At 65.7% G+C, this 15,241-nt stretch carries 14 protein-coding genes and 1 pseudogene; 6 read left to right on the forward strand and 9 right to left on the reverse strand.

Features of this window, described 5'->3' with window-relative positions:
- Window positions 1-176: 176 nt before the first annotated feature.
- Both ACQKQA_RS07160 and ACQKQA_RS07165 read left to right on the forward strand, forming a co-directional pair.
- The gene (locus ACQKQA_RS07160) at window positions 177-1,301 is read left to right on the forward strand and encodes a glycerophosphodiester phosphodiesterase (protein ID WP_427554939.1); all 1,125 of its coding nucleotides are present in this window, start codon (window positions 177-179) and stop codon (window positions 1,299-1,301) included.
- A gap of 10 nt (window positions 1,302-1,311) precedes the next feature.
- Window positions 1,312-1,992, forward strand: coding sequence for a helix-turn-helix domain-containing protein (locus tag ACQKQA_RS07165; RefSeq protein ID WP_427554941.1), 681 nt, complete (start codon window positions 1,312-1,314; stop codon window positions 1,990-1,992).
- A gap of 1 nt (window position 1,993) precedes the next feature.
- Here ACQKQA_RS07165 and ACQKQA_RS07170 read toward each other — a convergent pair whose 3' ends face one another.
- On the reverse strand, window positions 1,994-2,881 hold the full coding sequence (locus ACQKQA_RS07170) for a sterol desaturase family protein (protein ID WP_427554943.1): 888 nt from the start codon (window positions 2,879-2,881) through the stop codon (window positions 1,994-1,996).
- 152 nt (window positions 2,882-3,033) lie between these two features.
- Here ACQKQA_RS07170 and ACQKQA_RS07175 point away from each other — a divergent pair, with 152 nt between their 5' ends.
- Window positions 3,034-3,351, forward strand: coding sequence for a PepSY domain-containing protein (locus tag ACQKQA_RS07175; RefSeq protein WP_427554945.1), 318 nt, complete (start codon window positions 3,034-3,036; stop codon window positions 3,349-3,351).
- Window positions 3,352-3,425: 74 nt separating this feature from the next.
- On the opposite strand, the gene ACQKQA_RS07180 is transcribed toward ACQKQA_RS07175, so the two are convergent.
- Together ACQKQA_RS07180 and ACQKQA_RS07185 are read right to left on the reverse strand one after the other, a co-directional pair.
- Window positions 3,426-4,193, reverse strand: coding sequence for a methyl-accepting chemotaxis protein (locus tag ACQKQA_RS07180; RefSeq protein WP_427555100.1), 768 nt, complete (start codon window positions 4,191-4,193; stop codon window positions 3,426-3,428).
- 165 nt (window positions 4,194-4,358) lie between these two features.
- Window positions 4,359-5,114: pseudogene (locus ACQKQA_RS07185) on the reverse strand (methyl-accepting chemotaxis protein); the annotation flags it as partial.
- A gap of 207 nt (window positions 5,115-5,321) precedes the next feature.
- Between ACQKQA_RS07185 and ACQKQA_RS07190 the strand changes: the two are divergent.
- Together ACQKQA_RS07190 and ACQKQA_RS07195 are read left to right on the forward strand one after the other, a co-directional pair.
- Window positions 5,322-6,344 (forward strand): transporter, encoded by a 1,023-nt coding sequence (locus tag ACQKQA_RS07190; protein ID WP_427554947.1) that lies wholly within the window; start codon window positions 5,322-5,324, stop codon window positions 6,342-6,344.
- A 260-nt stretch (window positions 6,345-6,604) separates the two neighbouring features.
- A complete protein-coding gene (locus ACQKQA_RS07195) occupies window positions 6,605-8,107 on the forward strand; it encodes an inorganic phosphate transporter (RefSeq protein ID WP_427555102.1) in 1,503 nt (500 codons plus the stop codon).
- 128 nt (window positions 8,108-8,235) lie between these two features.
- Here ACQKQA_RS07195 and ACQKQA_RS07200 read toward each other — a convergent pair whose 3' ends face one another.
- From ACQKQA_RS07200 to ACQKQA_RS07225, 6 genes are all read right to left on the reverse strand, one after another.
- On the reverse strand, window positions 8,236-9,558 hold the full coding sequence (locus ACQKQA_RS07200; RefSeq protein ID WP_427554949.1) for a purine-cytosine permease family protein: 1,323 nt from the start codon (window positions 9,556-9,558) through the stop codon (window positions 8,236-8,238).
- A gap of 112 nt (window positions 9,559-9,670) precedes the next feature.
- On the reverse strand, window positions 9,671-10,645 hold the full coding sequence (locus ACQKQA_RS07205) for a biotin-dependent carboxyltransferase family protein (protein ID WP_427554951.1): 975 nt from the start codon (window positions 10,643-10,645) through the stop codon (window positions 9,671-9,673).
- The gene (locus tag ACQKQA_RS07210) at window positions 10,642-11,514 is read right to left on the reverse strand and encodes a 5-oxoprolinase subunit B family protein (RefSeq protein WP_427554953.1); all 873 of its coding nucleotides are present in this window, start codon (window positions 11,512-11,514) and stop codon (window positions 10,642-10,644) included. Before ACQKQA_RS07210 ends, ACQKQA_RS07205 begins: the two co-directional genes overlap by 4 nt.
- On the reverse strand, window positions 11,511-12,884 hold the full coding sequence (locus ACQKQA_RS07215) for an acetyl-CoA carboxylase biotin carboxylase subunit (RefSeq protein ID WP_427554955.1): 1,374 nt from the start codon (window positions 12,882-12,884) through the stop codon (window positions 11,511-11,513). Before ACQKQA_RS07215 ends, ACQKQA_RS07210 begins: the two co-directional genes overlap by 4 nt.
- 10 nt (window positions 12,885-12,894) lie before the next feature.
- The gene (locus tag ACQKQA_RS07220) at window positions 12,895-13,140 is read right to left on the reverse strand and encodes an acetyl-CoA carboxylase (RefSeq protein ID WP_075121217.1); all 246 of its coding nucleotides are present in this window, start codon (window positions 13,138-13,140) and stop codon (window positions 12,895-12,897) included.
- Window positions 13,141-13,227: 87 nt separating this feature from the next.
- Entirely contained in the window at window positions 13,228-13,986 is a 759-nt protein-coding gene (locus tag ACQKQA_RS07225) for a 5-oxoprolinase subunit PxpA (protein WP_427554957.1), read from the reverse strand.
- Between the two features lie 247 nt (window positions 13,987-14,233).
- Here ACQKQA_RS07225 and ACQKQA_RS07230 point away from each other — a divergent pair, with 247 nt between their 5' ends.
- On the forward strand, window positions 14,234-15,151 hold the full coding sequence (locus ACQKQA_RS07230) for a LysR family transcriptional regulator (protein WP_427554959.1): 918 nt from the start codon (window positions 14,234-14,236) through the stop codon (window positions 15,149-15,151).
- The last annotated feature ends 90 nt before the right edge of the window (window positions 15,152-15,241 follow it).

Below are 15,241 nucleotides of genomic sequence, written 5' to 3' on the forward strand. Positions count from 1 at the left end.
GGGTTTCCCTCTGGCGGGGAAACTTCAGGGCGCAAGCCTACTGCAAAGCGCTCCACAAAAGCGTCGGAAAATTTGCCGCATGGGCAGATTTATGTCGGTTTCTCGATAGCACAACGGCCCTTCAGTTGTTAAAAGGTAGTCCTTTGAAAACCGCCCTCCACGAAAGGACCTCGACCATGCCTGCCACCTCCACCAAAAACGCCCTGCTGCTGAGCCTGATGCTTGGCCTGGGCCAGGCACAGGCCGCCACCCCCAGCACCACCGCACTGGCCATCAGCCAGGGCATTCCCCACCCCGCGGTGATCGCGCACCGGGGCGCTTCCTTCGATGCTCCGGAATCCACCGCTGCCGCCTACAAGCTGGCCCGCGACCTGGGCGCCGACTACCTGGAAATGGACTTGCAGCGCAGCAAGGACGGCGTGCTGTTCGCCCTGCACGACAACAACCTGCAACGCACCACCGACGTCGCCACCAAGTTCCCCGAGCGCAAGGACAGCCCGGCCAATGCCTTCACCATGGCCGAGCTGAAAACCCTCGACGCCGGCAGCTGGTTCAACCAGGCCTACCCCGAGCGTGCCCGTCCCGCCTACGCCGGCCTGAAGATCCTGACCCTCGACGAAATCATCGACATCGCCCAGAGCAGCCCGCAGCACAAGCCCGGCCTGTACATCGAGACCAAGGAGCCCAAGCAGTTCCCCGGCATCGAGCGCGACCTCAAGGAAAAACTCCAGGACCGCGGCTGGCTGAGCCCGGCCGGTTCCAAGCTGGCGAAAAGCGAACTGGCGGTAGGCCAGGGCAAAGGCAAGGTGGTGTTGCAGACTTTCGAGAAGAGCAGCCTGGAACTGCTGCAGAAAGAAATGCCGAAAGTGCCGAAGATCCTCCTGCTGTGGGTCGGTGAAGGCAGCATCGAGCCCAAGTCCAAGGTGACCTTCGCCGAGAGCGGCGAGAAAACCAAGGCCGCCTACTACGCCAAGCAAGAACCCAAGGACGAAGCCGAATTCAAGCAATGGGTCGACTACGCCAAGGCCCAGGGCGCTATCGGTACCGGCCCTTCGGCGCTGCTGACGGAACTGGGCGACCAGAGCTATTCGGACCTGGTCAAGCCATGGATGAACACCTACACCCACGACCAGGGCCTGCTGGTGCACGTGTACACCATCGACGAACCGGTGGACTTCAAGAAGGTGCTGGACGCCGGTGTCGACGGCATCTTCACCAACCGCGCCTCGGAGCTGCTCAAGTACGTCAAGCGTCCGGCCAGCGGCAGCGTGACCCAACTGCTCGAGGCCAACGGCTACTGAGCCCGCCGCCGTGCGCACGCCCGAGTGGACAGGCCAGCTGTGGCTCGGGCGCGACTACGGACTGATCCAGGGTGAGCTGGGGCGCACCGCGCCCCATGCCCACTATGCCCATCAACTGATCCTCGCCCCCGATGCACCGGTCACCGTCCAGCTCGACGGCCAGCCTTGCACCGCTCGACACCTGTTCATCCCTGCCCTGCAATGCCATGCCATCCTCGATGCGCCCGGGCCCCTGTTCACCCTCTACGCCGAACCGCTGACGATTGACGCCCAGGCCCTGCAACACAGCCTGCTGGGTGCCGAACTGACACTGCCGGCACTGACCGAAGCGATGCAGCATTGCCCGCGCAGAATCTTGCAGGACCGGCGGCTCGAAAAAGCCCTGGCGGCCCTCGACAGGCAATTGACCGGCAAGGTCTCGGCCAGCGCCCTGGCGGCCCATGCGCACCTGTCCCTGAGCCAGCTCGAACGGCTGTTCAGTGGCCAGCTCGGGTTGCCGGTACGGCGCCTGGTGCTGTGGCGACGCCTGCGCCTGGCGATAGGTCTGGTGCTGGCGGGACAGGCCATCACCGAGGCTGCCCATGGCGCCGGCTTCGCCGATTCCGCGCACTTCTCCCGCACCCTGAAATCCCTGTTCGGCGTCACCGCGCGCCAGGCCCTGCAACACATCGAGCTGCACCTGCTGGACTGACTCAACGCCGCAACGGCGAGGGCACCGGCGGCTCCTCGTGCAAGGTCTGCGCCCTGAACGGAGCCAGCAGCTGGCGCCCGTACGTGCGTGGATAATCCGGCTGGCTGCCGATGCCCAGGTCGTCTTGGCGAATCGGATAGGCCGAGGAGTAAAACGCCGTGCCCAGCAACCAGTCCCAGACATTCAAGAACAGACCGAAATTCACATTGCCGGCGGTGCCGTACTTCATGTGGTGAAAGCGGTGCATCGGCGCCCAGGCAAACACCCAGCCCAGAGGGCCGGGGCGCATGTCGACATTGGAGTGCTGCAACAGCAACTGGATGGCGATGGCGAACGCCAACAGCTGCGCTACCGGCAACGGGATCCCCAAAAACAGCAGCGGCAACAGCCCGGCACCGGCTTCCAGCAGTTGATGCAGCGGGTGTTTCATCAAGCCGTTGAAGCCATACAGGCGCTGCACGCTGTGATGCACCGCGTGCAGGCGCCACAGCCAGGACAGCCGGTGACTGCAATAATGCGCCAGGGTCAGGCCACAGTCGGCGATGACAATCGCCAGCGCCAACTGCGCCCACAGCGACCAGCCGCGCGGCCACAGGCCCTCGAACGCCAGCAGGCTCACCAGCCCCGGCAACAGCAGCAACCCCAGGGCGTTCAGGCCTTCATTGACCAGCGCGTGCAACACGTCGCGCAGACGATCCTGCTGCGGGCGGTTCCAGCCCACCTCATAGGGCAACCACCACTCCGCGAGAAAGGACACCCCGAGCGCCCCGGCGAACACCAGCAGCAACCAGGTCGGGGCCAGGCCCGGCGTGCCGATCACCCACACTCCAGCGCCGATGAAGCCGGCAAAGAACGCCGGACCGTACAAGCCTTTGATCATTGGTTTCATCACTGCCTCTCCTGTTCGAGAGCACAGCTTGAAATACCCGAGGGCCGCTGGAATTGAACAAACGGCGCAACGCTGGCGCCGAATTAAGGGTGAATTAAGTTGCGCCGGTTAATCTGGCGCCACTCGAACGAATCACCCCAAGGAAAGAAGCAATGAAAACGTTGACCGCCCTGTTCGCCGCTACCGCCCTGACCCTGACCGCTGGCCTGGCCCAGGCCGACGTGCGCCCGGACCTGATCCCGGGCCTGCTCAAAGCCGGCACCATCATGGACCTGGAAAAACTCAACCAGGCGGCACTGGCCCAACACCCAGGCACCACCGCCGCCCACATCACCGACACCGAACTGGAACAGACCGCCACTGGCGCCTACGTCTACCAGGTGGAACTGCGTGATGCCAAGGGCGTCGAGTGGGACGTCGACCTGGATGCCAAGACCGGCCAGGTGCTGAGCAACAAGCAGGACAAGTAACGCTTCACCCAAGAAGCCCGCCATAAAAAAGCCGCGTGTCCGAAAGGCCACGCGGCTTGTTCATGCCTCGCGCATCAGGCACTCAGGCGTGCCGTCACCTCGCTCAGCTGCCCCGACAGGCCATGCAGGTTCTGGCTGGCGCTCTCGGTGCGCTGCACGTTGTCCAGGTTGGTGCTGGCGATGGTGGTGATCTCGGTCAGGTTGCGCGAGATGTCTTCGGCCACCGAGGTCTGCTCTTCCGCCGCCGTGGCGATCTGCCGGTTCATGTCGCGGATCGCTTCCACCGCTTCGGTGATCCGTTCCAGCATGGCGCCGGCCTGGGTCACCTGCTCGACACTCTCGTCGCTGCGTGCCTGGCCGCTCTCGATCGCGTGGGCGGCGTCCAGCGCCCCGGTCTGCACGGTCTGGATGATCTGGTTGATCTCGATGATCGACGCCGCGGTACGCTGCGCCAGGCTGCGCACCTCGTCGGCGACCACGGCAAAACCCCGCCCGGCCTCGCCAGCCCGCGCCGCCTCGATGGCGGCGTTGAGCGCCAGCAGGTTGGTCTGCTCGGCGATCCCGCGGATCACTTCCAGCACCTTGCCGATGCGCCCGCTGTCAGCTTCCAGGCGGCGGATCACTTCGGCGGTGTTGGCGATTTCGCCACGCATCTGGGTGATGGTATAGATGGTGCCCTGCATCACCTGTTCGCCCTGCTGGGCCGACTGGTCGGCATCGTCGGCGGCCCGCGCCGCATCCGCCGCGTGACGCGCCACTTCCTGGGCGGTGGCGGACATTTCGTTCATCGCCGTGGCGACCTGGTCGGTGCGCTCGAACTGCTCGTTGGTGCCCCGGGACATCAGGGTGGCGATGGCATTCAGCTCGCCGCTGGCGCTGTCCAGGTCAGAGGAACTGCGTTGCAGGCGGCTGAAAGTCTCGGCGAGAAAATCCCGCAAGGTATTGGCGGCGACCGCCAGCTTGCCCAGCTCGTCCTGGCGCGTACTGGCCACGCGCTCGGCGATCCGCCCACGGCTGAGTTGCGCCACGTAGTCGATCAACTGGCGGATCGGTTCCACCAGGCTGCGGTTGACCAGCCACAGGCTCAGCAGACCGATCAGCACACCCGAAGTCAGCATCACCAGCAGGCCGACCCATACCGTGCGCTGCGCGGCGGCGCTGATGGCGTTCGACTGCTCGCTGCCCTGCTTGCGCAGCTCGCTCACCAGTTCGCTCATCTGCTCGCTGGCCGCGCGGTCCACGCCCTTGACCGCGGCATCGCCGGCGGCCGGATCGGCACCGGCGGCGACAAAGGCATCGCGGCCTTTCTGGTAAGCCGCGCCCAACAACCGGTGTTCTTCACGCAGGCGTTCGATACGGCCCTTGAGCGTTGCGTCGATGTCGGGCTGGGCCGCCAACTGGCCAAGAATGCCCTGCACCTCGCGCTGGCGATCCTCGAACTGCTGCCAGTATTTGTTCAGCTCGGCGCTCTGCTTGCCCCGCAGCAACACGTTCTTCCATTCCTGCACCTGAACCTTGAATTGCAGGTTGGCTTCATCGATCAGTTGCGAGGTGCGCAACGGCCCCTCGAGCAGGTCGCGATAACCTTGCACGCCATTGGACAGGAAGTGAAAACACGCCAGCGCGATCAACAGCATCGCCAGCAGACTGCCACTCAACAAAGCCAGGACTTGCGCTCTCAGGGATTTTTGCAGGGACATCAAATGAGATCTCTCAACAGGGATAAGGCACGCCCAAGGCGGGCATGCGTAGCTTGCTGACATCCCTGTCAGGCGAACCGGGGCAGCCGATCGCACAGTCGTCGTATGCGTGATCGGCCTGACAGAGGCTTTCTTGAGGGCCTCCGACAGCCGGTTATAACCGCGCAATATTGCACTTCAAACTGTCACAAAATCGTCATGGTGCCTTGCGATGATCCGGCTCAAGTGAACCTGTAATACCGCCTACAGGCACCCCTCCTGCGAGCCTCCATGAACCACAGCCTCGACCATGCCCACCGCGACTCCGATCTGTTCGGCCTGCTCTATGGCTTTGCGTTCCGCCCGGGCGAACGGGGGCGCGAGCTGGACTCGGCCAAGGCCCTGCAAGCCCTGCAACGGCCGGACGAGGGCGAGGAGTTTCTCTGGCTGCACCTGAACCTGGCGCATGCCGCCTGCGAACGCTGGATGCAGACCCACCTGGCGCTGCCGGAAGAGTTCTTCGAGGCGCTGCACGAAGGCTCGCGCTCGACCCGCATCGAGCACGTGGACTCGGCCTTGCTGGCCGTGGTCAACGATGTGGTGTTCAACTTCGGCAACATGGTCTCCTCGGACATTTCCACCCTGTGGGTCTGCGCCCGCAGCCGGCTGATCGTCAGCGCGCGCCTGCAGCCGCTGCATTCGGTGGACAAGCTGCGCTCCTCGGTCAAGGCCGGCGAACGTTTCCGCTCGCCCCTGGAACTGCTGGTGCACCTGCTGCGCGACCAGGGTGAAGTGCTGACCCAGATCGTGCGCAAGACCAGCCTCAACGTCGACCAGATCGAAGACCAGTTGCTGGCGGCGCGGATCTCCACCAACCGCGCGGAACTGGGGGCCATGCGCCGGGTGCTGGTGCGCCTGCAACGCCTGCTGGCGCTGGAGCCGGGCTCGCTGCTGCGGCTGCTCAACCGTCCGCCGCAATGGCTGCAGAAGGAGGACGTCAAGGAACTGCGCAAGTCCACCGAGGAGTTCGCCCTGATCATCAACGACCTCACCGCCCTGGGCGAGCGGATCAAGCTGCTGCAGGAAGAGATCGCCGCCAATATCAACGAGCAGACCAACCGCACCCTGTTCACCCTGACCATGGTCACGGTGCTGGCGCTGCCGATCAACATCATCGCCGGCTTCTTCGGCATGAACGTCGGCGGCATTCCCTTCTCCAACGACGCCGAAGGCTTCTGGATCCTCGTTGCCCTGGTCGCCACCTTCACCGCCATCGCCGGCCGCTGGGCATTTCGCAAGCGCCAGGATTACTGACCCCGACACACAGCAGTTCCTACAGAAAAGGGGCCGATTCTTGACCAGCGGCTCAAGGATTTACCGAAACACTGACCTGAGGCAGTTTCTATGTAACATTCGGCAACGATCATGGGCGACACTCCTTTCTCCCACAGGATTGTCCGGTAATGGCCACCCCGTCCCTGACCGCCTCCCCTTCTCCCGCCCTTGAAGCCAGGCCGCAGCTGGATAAGAAAACCAGCCCCTTCACCCTGGTGGTGTTCTTCGCGGTCCTCGCCATGGGCCTGCTGTTCACCGCCTACAGCCTGCTGCAGGACGTGCATGAGCTGGGCACCACGGTCACCACCTGGACCCCGTTCCTGCTGCTCGGCGTGGCACTGCTGATCGCCCTGGGCTTCGAGTTCGTCAACGGCTTCCACGACACCGCCAACGCCGTGGCCACGGTGATCTACACCCACTCGCTGCCGCCGCATTTCGCGGTGGTCTGGTCGGGCCTGTTCAATTTCCTCGGCGTGCTGCTGTCCAGCGGCGCGGTGGCTTTCGGCATCATCGCCCTGCTGCCGGTGGAGCTGATCCTGCAGGTCGGCTCCTCGGCGGGCTTCGCGATGATCTTCGCCCTGCTGATCGCCGCCATCCTGTGGAACCTCGGCACCTGGTGGCTGGGCCTGCCGGCTTCGTCGTCCCACACCCTGATCGGCTCGATCATCGGTGTCGGCGTGGCCAACGCCCTGATGCACGGCCGGGACGGTACCAGCGGTGTGGACTGGAGCCAGGCCACCAAGGTCGGCTACGCCCTGCTGTTCTCGCCGCTGATCGGTTTCGTCTTTGCCGCCCTGCTGCTCCTGGCCCTGCGCCTGTTCGTGAAGAACCGCGCGCTGTACAAGGCGCCCAAGGGCAACACCCCGCCGCCCTGGTGGATTCGCGGCATGCTGATCGCCACCTGCACCGGCGTGTCCTTCGCCCACGGCTCCAACGACGGCCAGAAAGGCATGGGCCTGATCATGCTGATCCTGGTGGGCACCCTGCCCATGGCCTATGCGCTGAACCGCACCATGCCGGCCGACCAGGCCCTGCAATTCGCCGCGGTGGCAGAGGTGACCCAGCAGGCCCTGGTGAAAAGCGCCCCGCAATCCGCCCCGGCCGATCCGCGGGCGGTGCTGTCCGACTATGTGCGCAGCAAGGAAGCCACGCCGCAGCTGATCCCGGCCCTGGCCGCCCTGACCGGGCATATCGGTGACGAAGTGAAGGGTTACGGCTCCCTGGCCAAGGTGCCGGCCGAAGCCATGGGCAACGTGCGCAACGACATGTACCTGAGCAGCGAAACCATTCGCCTGATGGACAAGCACAAGGTCGGCGACTTCGACCCGGATACCCAGGGCAAGCTGCAACTGTTCAAGCAGCAGATCGACAACGCCACGCGCTTCATCCCGCTATGGGTGAAGATCGCCGTGGCCATCGCCCTGGGGCTGGGCACCATGGTCGGCTGGAAACGCATTGTGGTCACCGTCGGCGAAAAGATCGGCAAGACCCACCTGACCTATGCCCAGGGCGCCTCGGCGGAAACCGTGGCCATGCTGACCATCGGCGCCGCCGACCTGTTCGGCCTGCCGGTGTCCACCACTCACGTATTGTCCTCGGGTGTGGCCGGGACCATGGTCGCCAATGGCGGCGGCCTGCAGATGCAGACCATCCGCAACCTGCTGATGGCCTGGGTGCTGACGCTGCCGGCGGCGATCCTGCTGTCCGGCAGCCTGTACTGGCTGTTCACCCAGCTGTTCTGAGTGCAGCTCTGTAGGAACGAAGCTTCGCCCTCTGTAGCCGCTGCCGCGGGCTGCGCACGACCACGCAGCGGGCGCCGTTCTTGAGATCGCAGGAGGTCCTGCGGACCTTGCGCAACCTTCGGCAGCGGCTACACAGACTCCGGCAGGCTTGCGCGCATGCGGCTCGACAGGGCGGCCTGCAAGGCAAACGCCAGCACCCCGGTCAGCGGCGCGGAAAAGCTCGCCAGCCCGCCGCCCGCCCACATCAGCGCCAGGCCCAGCGCGGTGCCGCCGAACCAGGCACCCAGCCCCGCCGCGTTGAACGCCGCCACGCGCTCGATGGCCGCCACCTCGCTGCGCCCAAACAAAATCTGCGCCAGCGCCACGCCGACCCAGGCGACGACGAAGATCCCCTGGTAGGCCAGGGCCTTGAGCAGATAAGCGAAAACATCCGCCAGCATCAGTCCATAGACGATGATCCCCACCGCCACGGCCCACGCCAGGTAGGAACCGCGCACGCCGAAACGGCCGAAGAACGCCTGCATGTTCAGGGTCGCCAGGTAATAGTTGGCGGTGTTGATCCGGGTCTGCGTGGCCCAGACGAACAACAGCCCCCACAGCCCCATCAACTGCAGGATCGCCATCACCACCGACACTTCGTTGAGCGCGCCTGCGTGGGGAATGCTGCTGACCAGGTAGATGCCCGCCGCGCCGTTGAGCAGGAAGGTCACCGCGTAGAACGGCATGCCGAAGTTCCAGCGGCCATGGTAGGCGGCGTCCTCGGGTTTGCCGAAGCGCGCGTAGTCGAAGGTGAACAGCATCAGGATCCACACCCCCATGTACGCCACGAAGCAGTCCCACCAGCCCGAGGCCACCGGGTTCGCCGGGCCGAAGTCCAGCCATTGCGGCTGGTAGCCGTAACGCGCGATCGACAGCCCCACCGCCAGCAGCAAGCCGCCCAGGTACAGCGGCAACAGCACGCCGTTGAGCTTGTCCAGCCAGTGCTGCACGCTGCCCAGGATCAGCGGCACGCTGTACAGCACCACCAGCAGCGCGGCCAGCGGATACGCCAGTTGCGGATACAGGTGATTGAGCGCCACGGCGATCACCGAGCCTTCGAATACCGCGTAGTAGATCGCCGTGGAGAAGAAGATCAGCGTCGCCAGGCAGGCGCCGCTGCTGCCGAATAGCAGCCGCGAAAACAGCGCCACCGACAAGCCGCTGCGCATGGCGAAACGGCTGAGCACGCTGTTGACCAAGCCATAACAGAACACTGACAGCAGCATGCCGAGCAGCGCGTTGCGAGTGCCGTAGGACAGCGCCAGCGACGCGCCGACCACGATGTAGAACATGGCGCTGCACACGGCCCACCAGGCCATGGTCAGCGACAGCTTGCCCATGCGCGCGTCCGCGGCGACAGGCAGATGGGCCGGGTCCTGCCCGGGTTGTTTCGCTTGCGATAAAGCAGCCATATGCGTGAACTCCAGAACCGGTCGAAGGTTGTGGCGCGGGCAGCCGCCACCGCACCGGAGCGCGGTGGCAACAAACCTCTTGGCAGTGACCCGCGCCAGGCGGCGGGCAGAATCAGGAAGGGAACAGCTTGCTCAGGCAGCCGAGCTTTTTCTTGTAGGAGCGCCGAGCCTCCAGCGCTTCTTCCAGGGTCACCGCGACGAAGCGGGCCTTCTGGTTGGGTTGCATCTGGCCGATCAGGTCGAGGTCGGCGCTGATCACCGTGCCGATCATCGCGTAGCCGCCGCCGGATACCGCATCGCGGTGCAGCACGATGGGCTCGAGCCCGGCCGGCACCTGGATCGAACCGATGGGGTAACAGCTGTCGACGATGTTCGACGGATCGGAGCCGGCGCCGAACGGCTGCTCCCGCGGCTGGAAGCCCAGGGCGCTGCCGCCCTTGAAGCGGTAGCCGATGCGGTCGGCTTCGGAACCCACGGTCCAGGGTTCGGCAAAAAAACTGGCCTTGGCCGCGTCGGTCAGACGCTCGTAGTACAGGCCCGGGACCACCCGCAGGCTGATCTCGCCGCCCAGGGCCTGGCGCAGGGCCATGGGCAGGCTCGCCCCCGGCCGGCCCTTGCCGCTGGCGGCGCCCACCGGCAATTCGTCCCCCGCCGCCAGCCGCCGACCGTGGAAACCGCCGAGGCCGCCCAGGGCGTAGGTCGAGCGACTGCCCAATACCAACGGCACATCGATGCCGCCGGCCACCGCCAGGTAGGCCCGAGCGCCGGCCCTGGGAAAGTCGAAGCGCAACACTTGCCCGGCCTTGACCGCGAAGGCGGTGTCCAGGTGCATGTCCACGCCATCGACCTTGGGCGTCATGTGCGCGCCGCACACCGCCACCAGCGCATCGCAAGCGAATTCCAGCTCCGGGCCGAGCAGCGTGCATTCCAGCGCCGCCGCACCGGCCGGGTTGCCCACCAGCTGGTTGGCGGCGCTCAGGGCGTACTGATCCAGGGCCCCGGACGGCGGGATGCCCAGGTGGTAGTAACCTTCGCGGCCCAGGTCCTGCACCGAGGTGGCCAGGCCAGGTTTGATGACCTTGATCATGCCAGCACCTCCTGCAACGACTTGGGATAACCGACCGGGTCGGCAAGAAACGCATCCAGGGAGAACGCCACCTCGCGGATACGCAGGTCGAAGCGCCCGGCTTCCACTTCAGCCACCGCGCGGTCGTAAGCCTCGCGGTCGATGGGCTTGAACTGCACGATGTCGCCCGGGCGGAAGAACACCATATGCTGCTTGAGGTAGGCCAGTTGCTGCTGCGGATCGTAGATCGGCGCCGGGGTGACGCCGAACATCTGGTAGCCGCCGGCGCCGCGCACCGAGTAGATGCAGCCGAAGCAGCCGCCGTGGCCGAGGGTCAACTTCGGCGTGTCGGTGCGCGGGCGCAGGTACTTGGGCACCTGCAACTGGCGTTCGCGCTCGACCATCTGGAACATGAACGGCAAGCCGGCGACGAACCCCACCATCGACACGAACCAGGGCGCGCCGCTGTGGGCGGCGATGAACGCCTCGACATCCGCCAGGCCGTTGATCCGCGCCGCGTACTCCAGGTCAGTGGCGTCGGGGTCCTGGTGGCGGTCGCGAAAACGCATCAGGGTTTCATGGGTCCAGGGGTCGTTGTACAGCACCGGAATCTCGATGATCCGGGTGTGCAGCCGGCGCTCGGCCACCGCCTCGGCCTCGGCGCCGCGCACGGCGTCGAGCAGCGCCTGGGGGGCAATGCGGTCGGGGTCGAAACGGATCTGGAACGAGGCGTTGGCCAGGCACACGTCGAGTACGCCGTCGAGTTCCAGGCGCTCCACGGCGCGGGTCACCGCCATGCCCTTGAAGAAGGCCTCCAGGGACATGCTGTCGCTGACTTCGGCGAACAGGTGCTCGTCGGCGCCGAAGCTGTAGCGGATCGCGGTATTCATGCGGCACCTCCCATATGGCGCGCGGCCAGCCAGGTTTCCAGGGTACCGGTATGGAAGTCGGCGTGATGCAGCCAGGGTTCGGCGAGCAACTCCCGATGCAGGCCCAGGGTGCTGGCCATGCCGGTCAGGGTACTGTGCTCCAGGGCGATCCGCGCCCGAGCCAGGGCCTCACCGCGGTCGCGGCCGTGGACGATCAGTTTGGCCAGCAGCGAGTCATAGTACGGCGGCACGCGGTAGCCGGGGTACAGATGGCTGTCGACCCGCACCCCCTCCTCCTGCGGCCAGAGCAATTCTTGCACCACGCCGGGGCTGGGGAAGAAATCCCGTGCCGGGTCCTCGGCGTTGATGCGCATCTGCAAGGCCGCGCCATTGAGGCGGATATCGCTTTGTCGCAGGCCCAGCGGCTCGCCGCCGGCAATGCGCAACTGGGCCTGGACCAGATCGATCCCGGTCACCCGTTCGCTGACCGGATGCTCGACCTGGATCCGCGTATTCATCTCGATGAAAAAGAACTCGCCGCTGGCCTCGTCGTACAGGTATTCCAGGGTGCCGGCGCCCTTGTAGCCGAGGGCTTCGCTCAGGCGTACCGCGCTGGCGCACAGGGTTTCCCGTTGCAGGCCGTTGAGGGCCGGCGACGGCGCTTCCTCGAAGATCTTCTGCCGCCGCCGTTGCAACGAGCATTCGCGCTCGAACAGATGCACCGCGCGCACGCCGTCGCCCAAGACCTGCACCTCGATATGCCGAGCCTTGCCGATAAAGCGTTCCAGGTACAACGCGCCGTTACCGAAGGCGGCCTGCGCCTCGCGCTGCGCCCGGGGGAATTCCTCGGCCAGTTGCGCGGCGTTTTCCGCCAGGCGGATCCCGCGCCCGCCACCACCGGCCGAAGCCTTGACCAGCAGCGGAAAGCCCACGTTCCGAGCGGCTTGCAGGGCTGCATCGAGGTCGAACAGTTCGCCGGGCGAACCCGGTACCACCGGCACGCCCGCGGCCTGAGCGGTGCGCCGGGCTTCGGCCTTGTCGCCCATGCGCCGGATCGTCTCCGGGCTCGGGCCGACAAAGATCGCCCCCGCCGCCGCGACCGCTTCGGCGAACTCGGCATTCTCCGAGAGAAAACCGTAGCCGGGATGCACCGCGTCGGCGCCGCTGGCGCGCAAGGCGCCGAGCAAGGCCTGGACATTCAGATAGCTCTGGTCGGCGCGGGCCGGGCCGAGCACCTGCACCTCGTCGGCCAGGCGCGCGGCCATGGAGTCGACGTCCGCTTCGCTGCACGCGGCCACGGTGGGAATGCCCAGCGCCTGGGCCGCACGGATGATCCGCACGGCGATTTCGCCGCGGTTGGCAACCAGCAGTTTATGGATGGATCGAGTCATGGGTCGGCCCTCACTGATCGTCGAGCGTGGCAACGACCTGACCCGGCTCCAGCGGGTCGCCGTCCTGCACTGCGAAGGCCGTAACGCGACCGGCCGTCCCGGCGGTCAATTCGGAAAACTGCTTCATGACCTCGATCAGGCCAATGACGGTGTCGGCGTCAACGCGCTCGCCCACCTCGACGAAGGGCGCCGACTCGGGCGTGGCCTTGCGATAGAAAGTGCCCGGCAAGGGGCTGATAACGGAGTGTTCGGCCATGTCTGTTCCTCTTGGAATAGTTGTAGAAAGGCAGGCAAAAAAGTTGGGCGAACCCCGGCGTCTGTGCGCCCGGTGTCGCGGCTCGACTCAACGTGGGGGACGCACCTCGATCCCGGCTCGATCCAGGGCGGCGCGGGTGGCCTCCACCAGATCCAGCGCGCCGGGGGTATCGCTGTGCAGGCAGATGGAGTCGAACTCGATCTTCAGGTCCTCGCCCTCCACCGTACGCACCACGCCTTGCTGGCAAGCGCGGAGCACGCGGGCGGCGACCGTGGCCGGGTCGAGGGCCCGGACATTGCGGGTGAAGACGATGGAGCCGCTCAGGTCGTATTCGCGATCGGCGTAGAACTCGCGCACCACCGGTTGGCCCAGCTCCCTGGCCACCCGCCAGATCACCGAGCCGGGCATGCAATACAGCAGCAACTCGGGTTCCAGCTTGCGCAGGTTTTCCACCAGCAGCCGGGCGGCTTCTTCGTCTCGCGCCAGGTGCATGTAGAGCGCGCCGTGCGGCTTGACGTGCTGTAGCGCCACGCCCTGGACCCGGGCCAGTTCGCGCAGGGCACCGAGCTGATAGAGCATGTCGTCCACCAGCTCCTGGGCCGAGGCATTGATGTGCCGGCGACCGAAGCCCACCAGGTCGCGGAACCCCGGGTGGGCACCGACGGCCACGCCCAGGCGCTTGGCCTGTTCGACGGTACGGCGCATGGTGCCGGGGTCGCCGGCATGAAAGCCGGTGGCGACGTTGGCCGAGCTGATGAAGCCCATCAGCTCGTTGTCGACACCATCGCCGATGGTCCAGGGACCGAAGCTTTCGCCCATGTCCGAATTGAAATCCACTGCCTGCATTACGGTCGCTCCAACGTCTCGTGACTTCGTGCAGTGGAAATTAAGGCCGCCCTTGACCCCTTGGGAAGATCTATTATCAGATAGACCATCTTCTGAAAAACAGATACATACTTTCCCCTTTCCCCGTAGGAGCGAGGCTTGCCCGCGATAAGGCCACGACAGGCGCCATCGCATCGGGCCCGGCAGCGCGGCCACAGACGCCATCGCGGGCAAGCCTCGCTCCTACACAGTCCGACAGGAATTCGCGATGTCCCTCACCCTGCGCCAGGTCCGCTACTTCGTCGCCACCGCCGAGATCGGACAGATTTCCCAAGCGGCGATCCACCTGAATATCTCCCAGTCGGCGGTGACCACCGCGATCAAGGAACTGGAAGCGATGCTCGGCGTACAGCTGTTCCTGCGCTCGGCCCAGGGCATGAACCTGACCGACGCCGGGCGGCATTTCCTCAACCGCGCCTACGTAATCCTGCGCAGCGTCGACGATGCGCTGAACAGCCCGTTGCCGGACTACCGCGCCAGCGGCCTGCTGCACCTGGCGGCCAGCTACACGGTGATCGGCTACTTCCTGCCGCACCACCTGCAACGCCTGGAACACTGGCACCCGGACGTGACCATCGAGGTGCACGAACAGGAGCGCCAAGCCATCGAACAGGGCCTGCTGGAAGGCCGCTTCGACATGGCCGTGGTGCTGACCGCCAACCTCACCCACCCGGACATCGTCTCCGAAACCCTGTTCAACTCCGAACGCCGGCTGTGGCTGCCCAGCCATCACCCGCTGTGCGAGCGAGCCACCGTCAGCCTCGCCGATGTGGCCCGGGAACCCTACATCCTGCTGACCGTCGACGAAGCCGAACAGAGCGCCAAGCGTTATTGGGAAAATGCCCGGCAGACACCCCGGGTGCGGGTGCGTACCAGTTCGGTGGAGGCGGTGCGCAGCATGGTGGCCAACGGCAGCGGCGTGGCGATCCTCTCGGACCTGGTGCACCGCCCCTGGTCGTTGGAGGGCAAGCGCATCGAGACCCTGACGGTGAGCGACCCGGTGACCCCCATGAGCGTCGGCCTGGCCTGGCATCGCGAGCGCGCGTTCACCCCGGCGATGCAGGCGTTTCGCGACTACTTCCACGACGCCTTCCTGGCGCCGCAGCAGCTCTCGACAAGGCGCTGACCCTGTAGCCGCTGCCGCAGGCTGCGATCGGTCGGTACGGCGGCTGCGCACTGACGATCGCCGAAGGCCTGCAGCCTTATCGCCGCCTTC

It is taken from the genome of Pseudomonas sp. NPDC089530, assembly GCF_050280705.1.
Lineage (GTDB): Bacteria > Pseudomonadota > Gammaproteobacteria > Pseudomonadales > Pseudomonadaceae > Aquipseudomonas.

What these genes read in the sequence shown, in the direction of transcription:
- ACQKQA_RS07160 (WP_427554939.1), top strand. Translation starts at nt 177, where the DNA reads ATGCCTGCCACCTCCACCAAAAACGCCCTGCTGCTGAGCCTGATGCTT.
- ACQKQA_RS07170 (WP_427554943.1), bottom strand. Translation starts at nt 2,881, where the DNA reads ATGAAACCAATGATCAAAGGCTTGTACGGTCCGGCGTTCTTTGCCGGC.
- ACQKQA_RS07175 (WP_427554945.1), top strand. Translation starts at nt 3,034, where the DNA reads ATGAAAACGTTGACCGCCCTGTTCGCCGCTACCGCCCTGACCCTGACC.
- ACQKQA_RS07180 (WP_427555100.1), bottom strand. Translation starts at nt 4,193, where the DNA reads ATGTCCCGGGGCACCAACGAGCAGTTCGAGCGCACCGACCAGGTCGCC.
- ACQKQA_RS07190 (WP_427554947.1), top strand. Translation starts at nt 5,322, where the DNA reads ATGAACCACAGCCTCGACCATGCCCACCGCGACTCCGATCTGTTCGGC.
- ACQKQA_RS07195 (WP_427555102.1), top strand. Translation starts at nt 6,605, where the DNA reads ATGGGCCTGCTGTTCACCGCCTACAGCCTGCTGCAGGACGTGCATGAG.
- ACQKQA_RS07200 (WP_427554949.1), bottom strand. Translation starts at nt 9,558, where the DNA reads ATGGCTGCTTTATCGCAAGCGAAACAACCCGGGCAGGACCCGGCCCAT.
- ACQKQA_RS07205 (WP_427554951.1), bottom strand. Translation starts at nt 10,645, where the DNA reads ATGATCAAGGTCATCAAACCTGGCCTGGCCACCTCGGTGCAGGACCTG.
- ACQKQA_RS07210 (WP_427554953.1), bottom strand. Translation starts at nt 11,514, where the DNA reads ATGAATACCGCGATCCGCTACAGCTTCGGCGCCGACGAGCACCTGTTC.
- ACQKQA_RS07215 (WP_427554955.1), bottom strand. Translation starts at nt 12,884, where the DNA reads ATGACTCGATCCATCCATAAACTGCTGGTTGCCAACCGCGGCGAAATC.
- ACQKQA_RS07220 (WP_075121217.1), bottom strand. Translation starts at nt 13,140, where the DNA reads ATGGCCGAACACTCCGTTATCAGCCCCTTGCCGGGCACTTTCTATCGC.
- ACQKQA_RS07225 (WP_427554957.1), bottom strand. Translation starts at nt 13,986, where the DNA reads ATGCAGGCAGTGGATTTCAATTCGGACATGGGCGAAAGCTTCGGTCCC.
- ACQKQA_RS07230 (WP_427554959.1), top strand. Translation starts at nt 14,234, where the DNA reads ATGTCCCTCACCCTGCGCCAGGTCCGCTACTTCGTCGCCACCGCCGAG.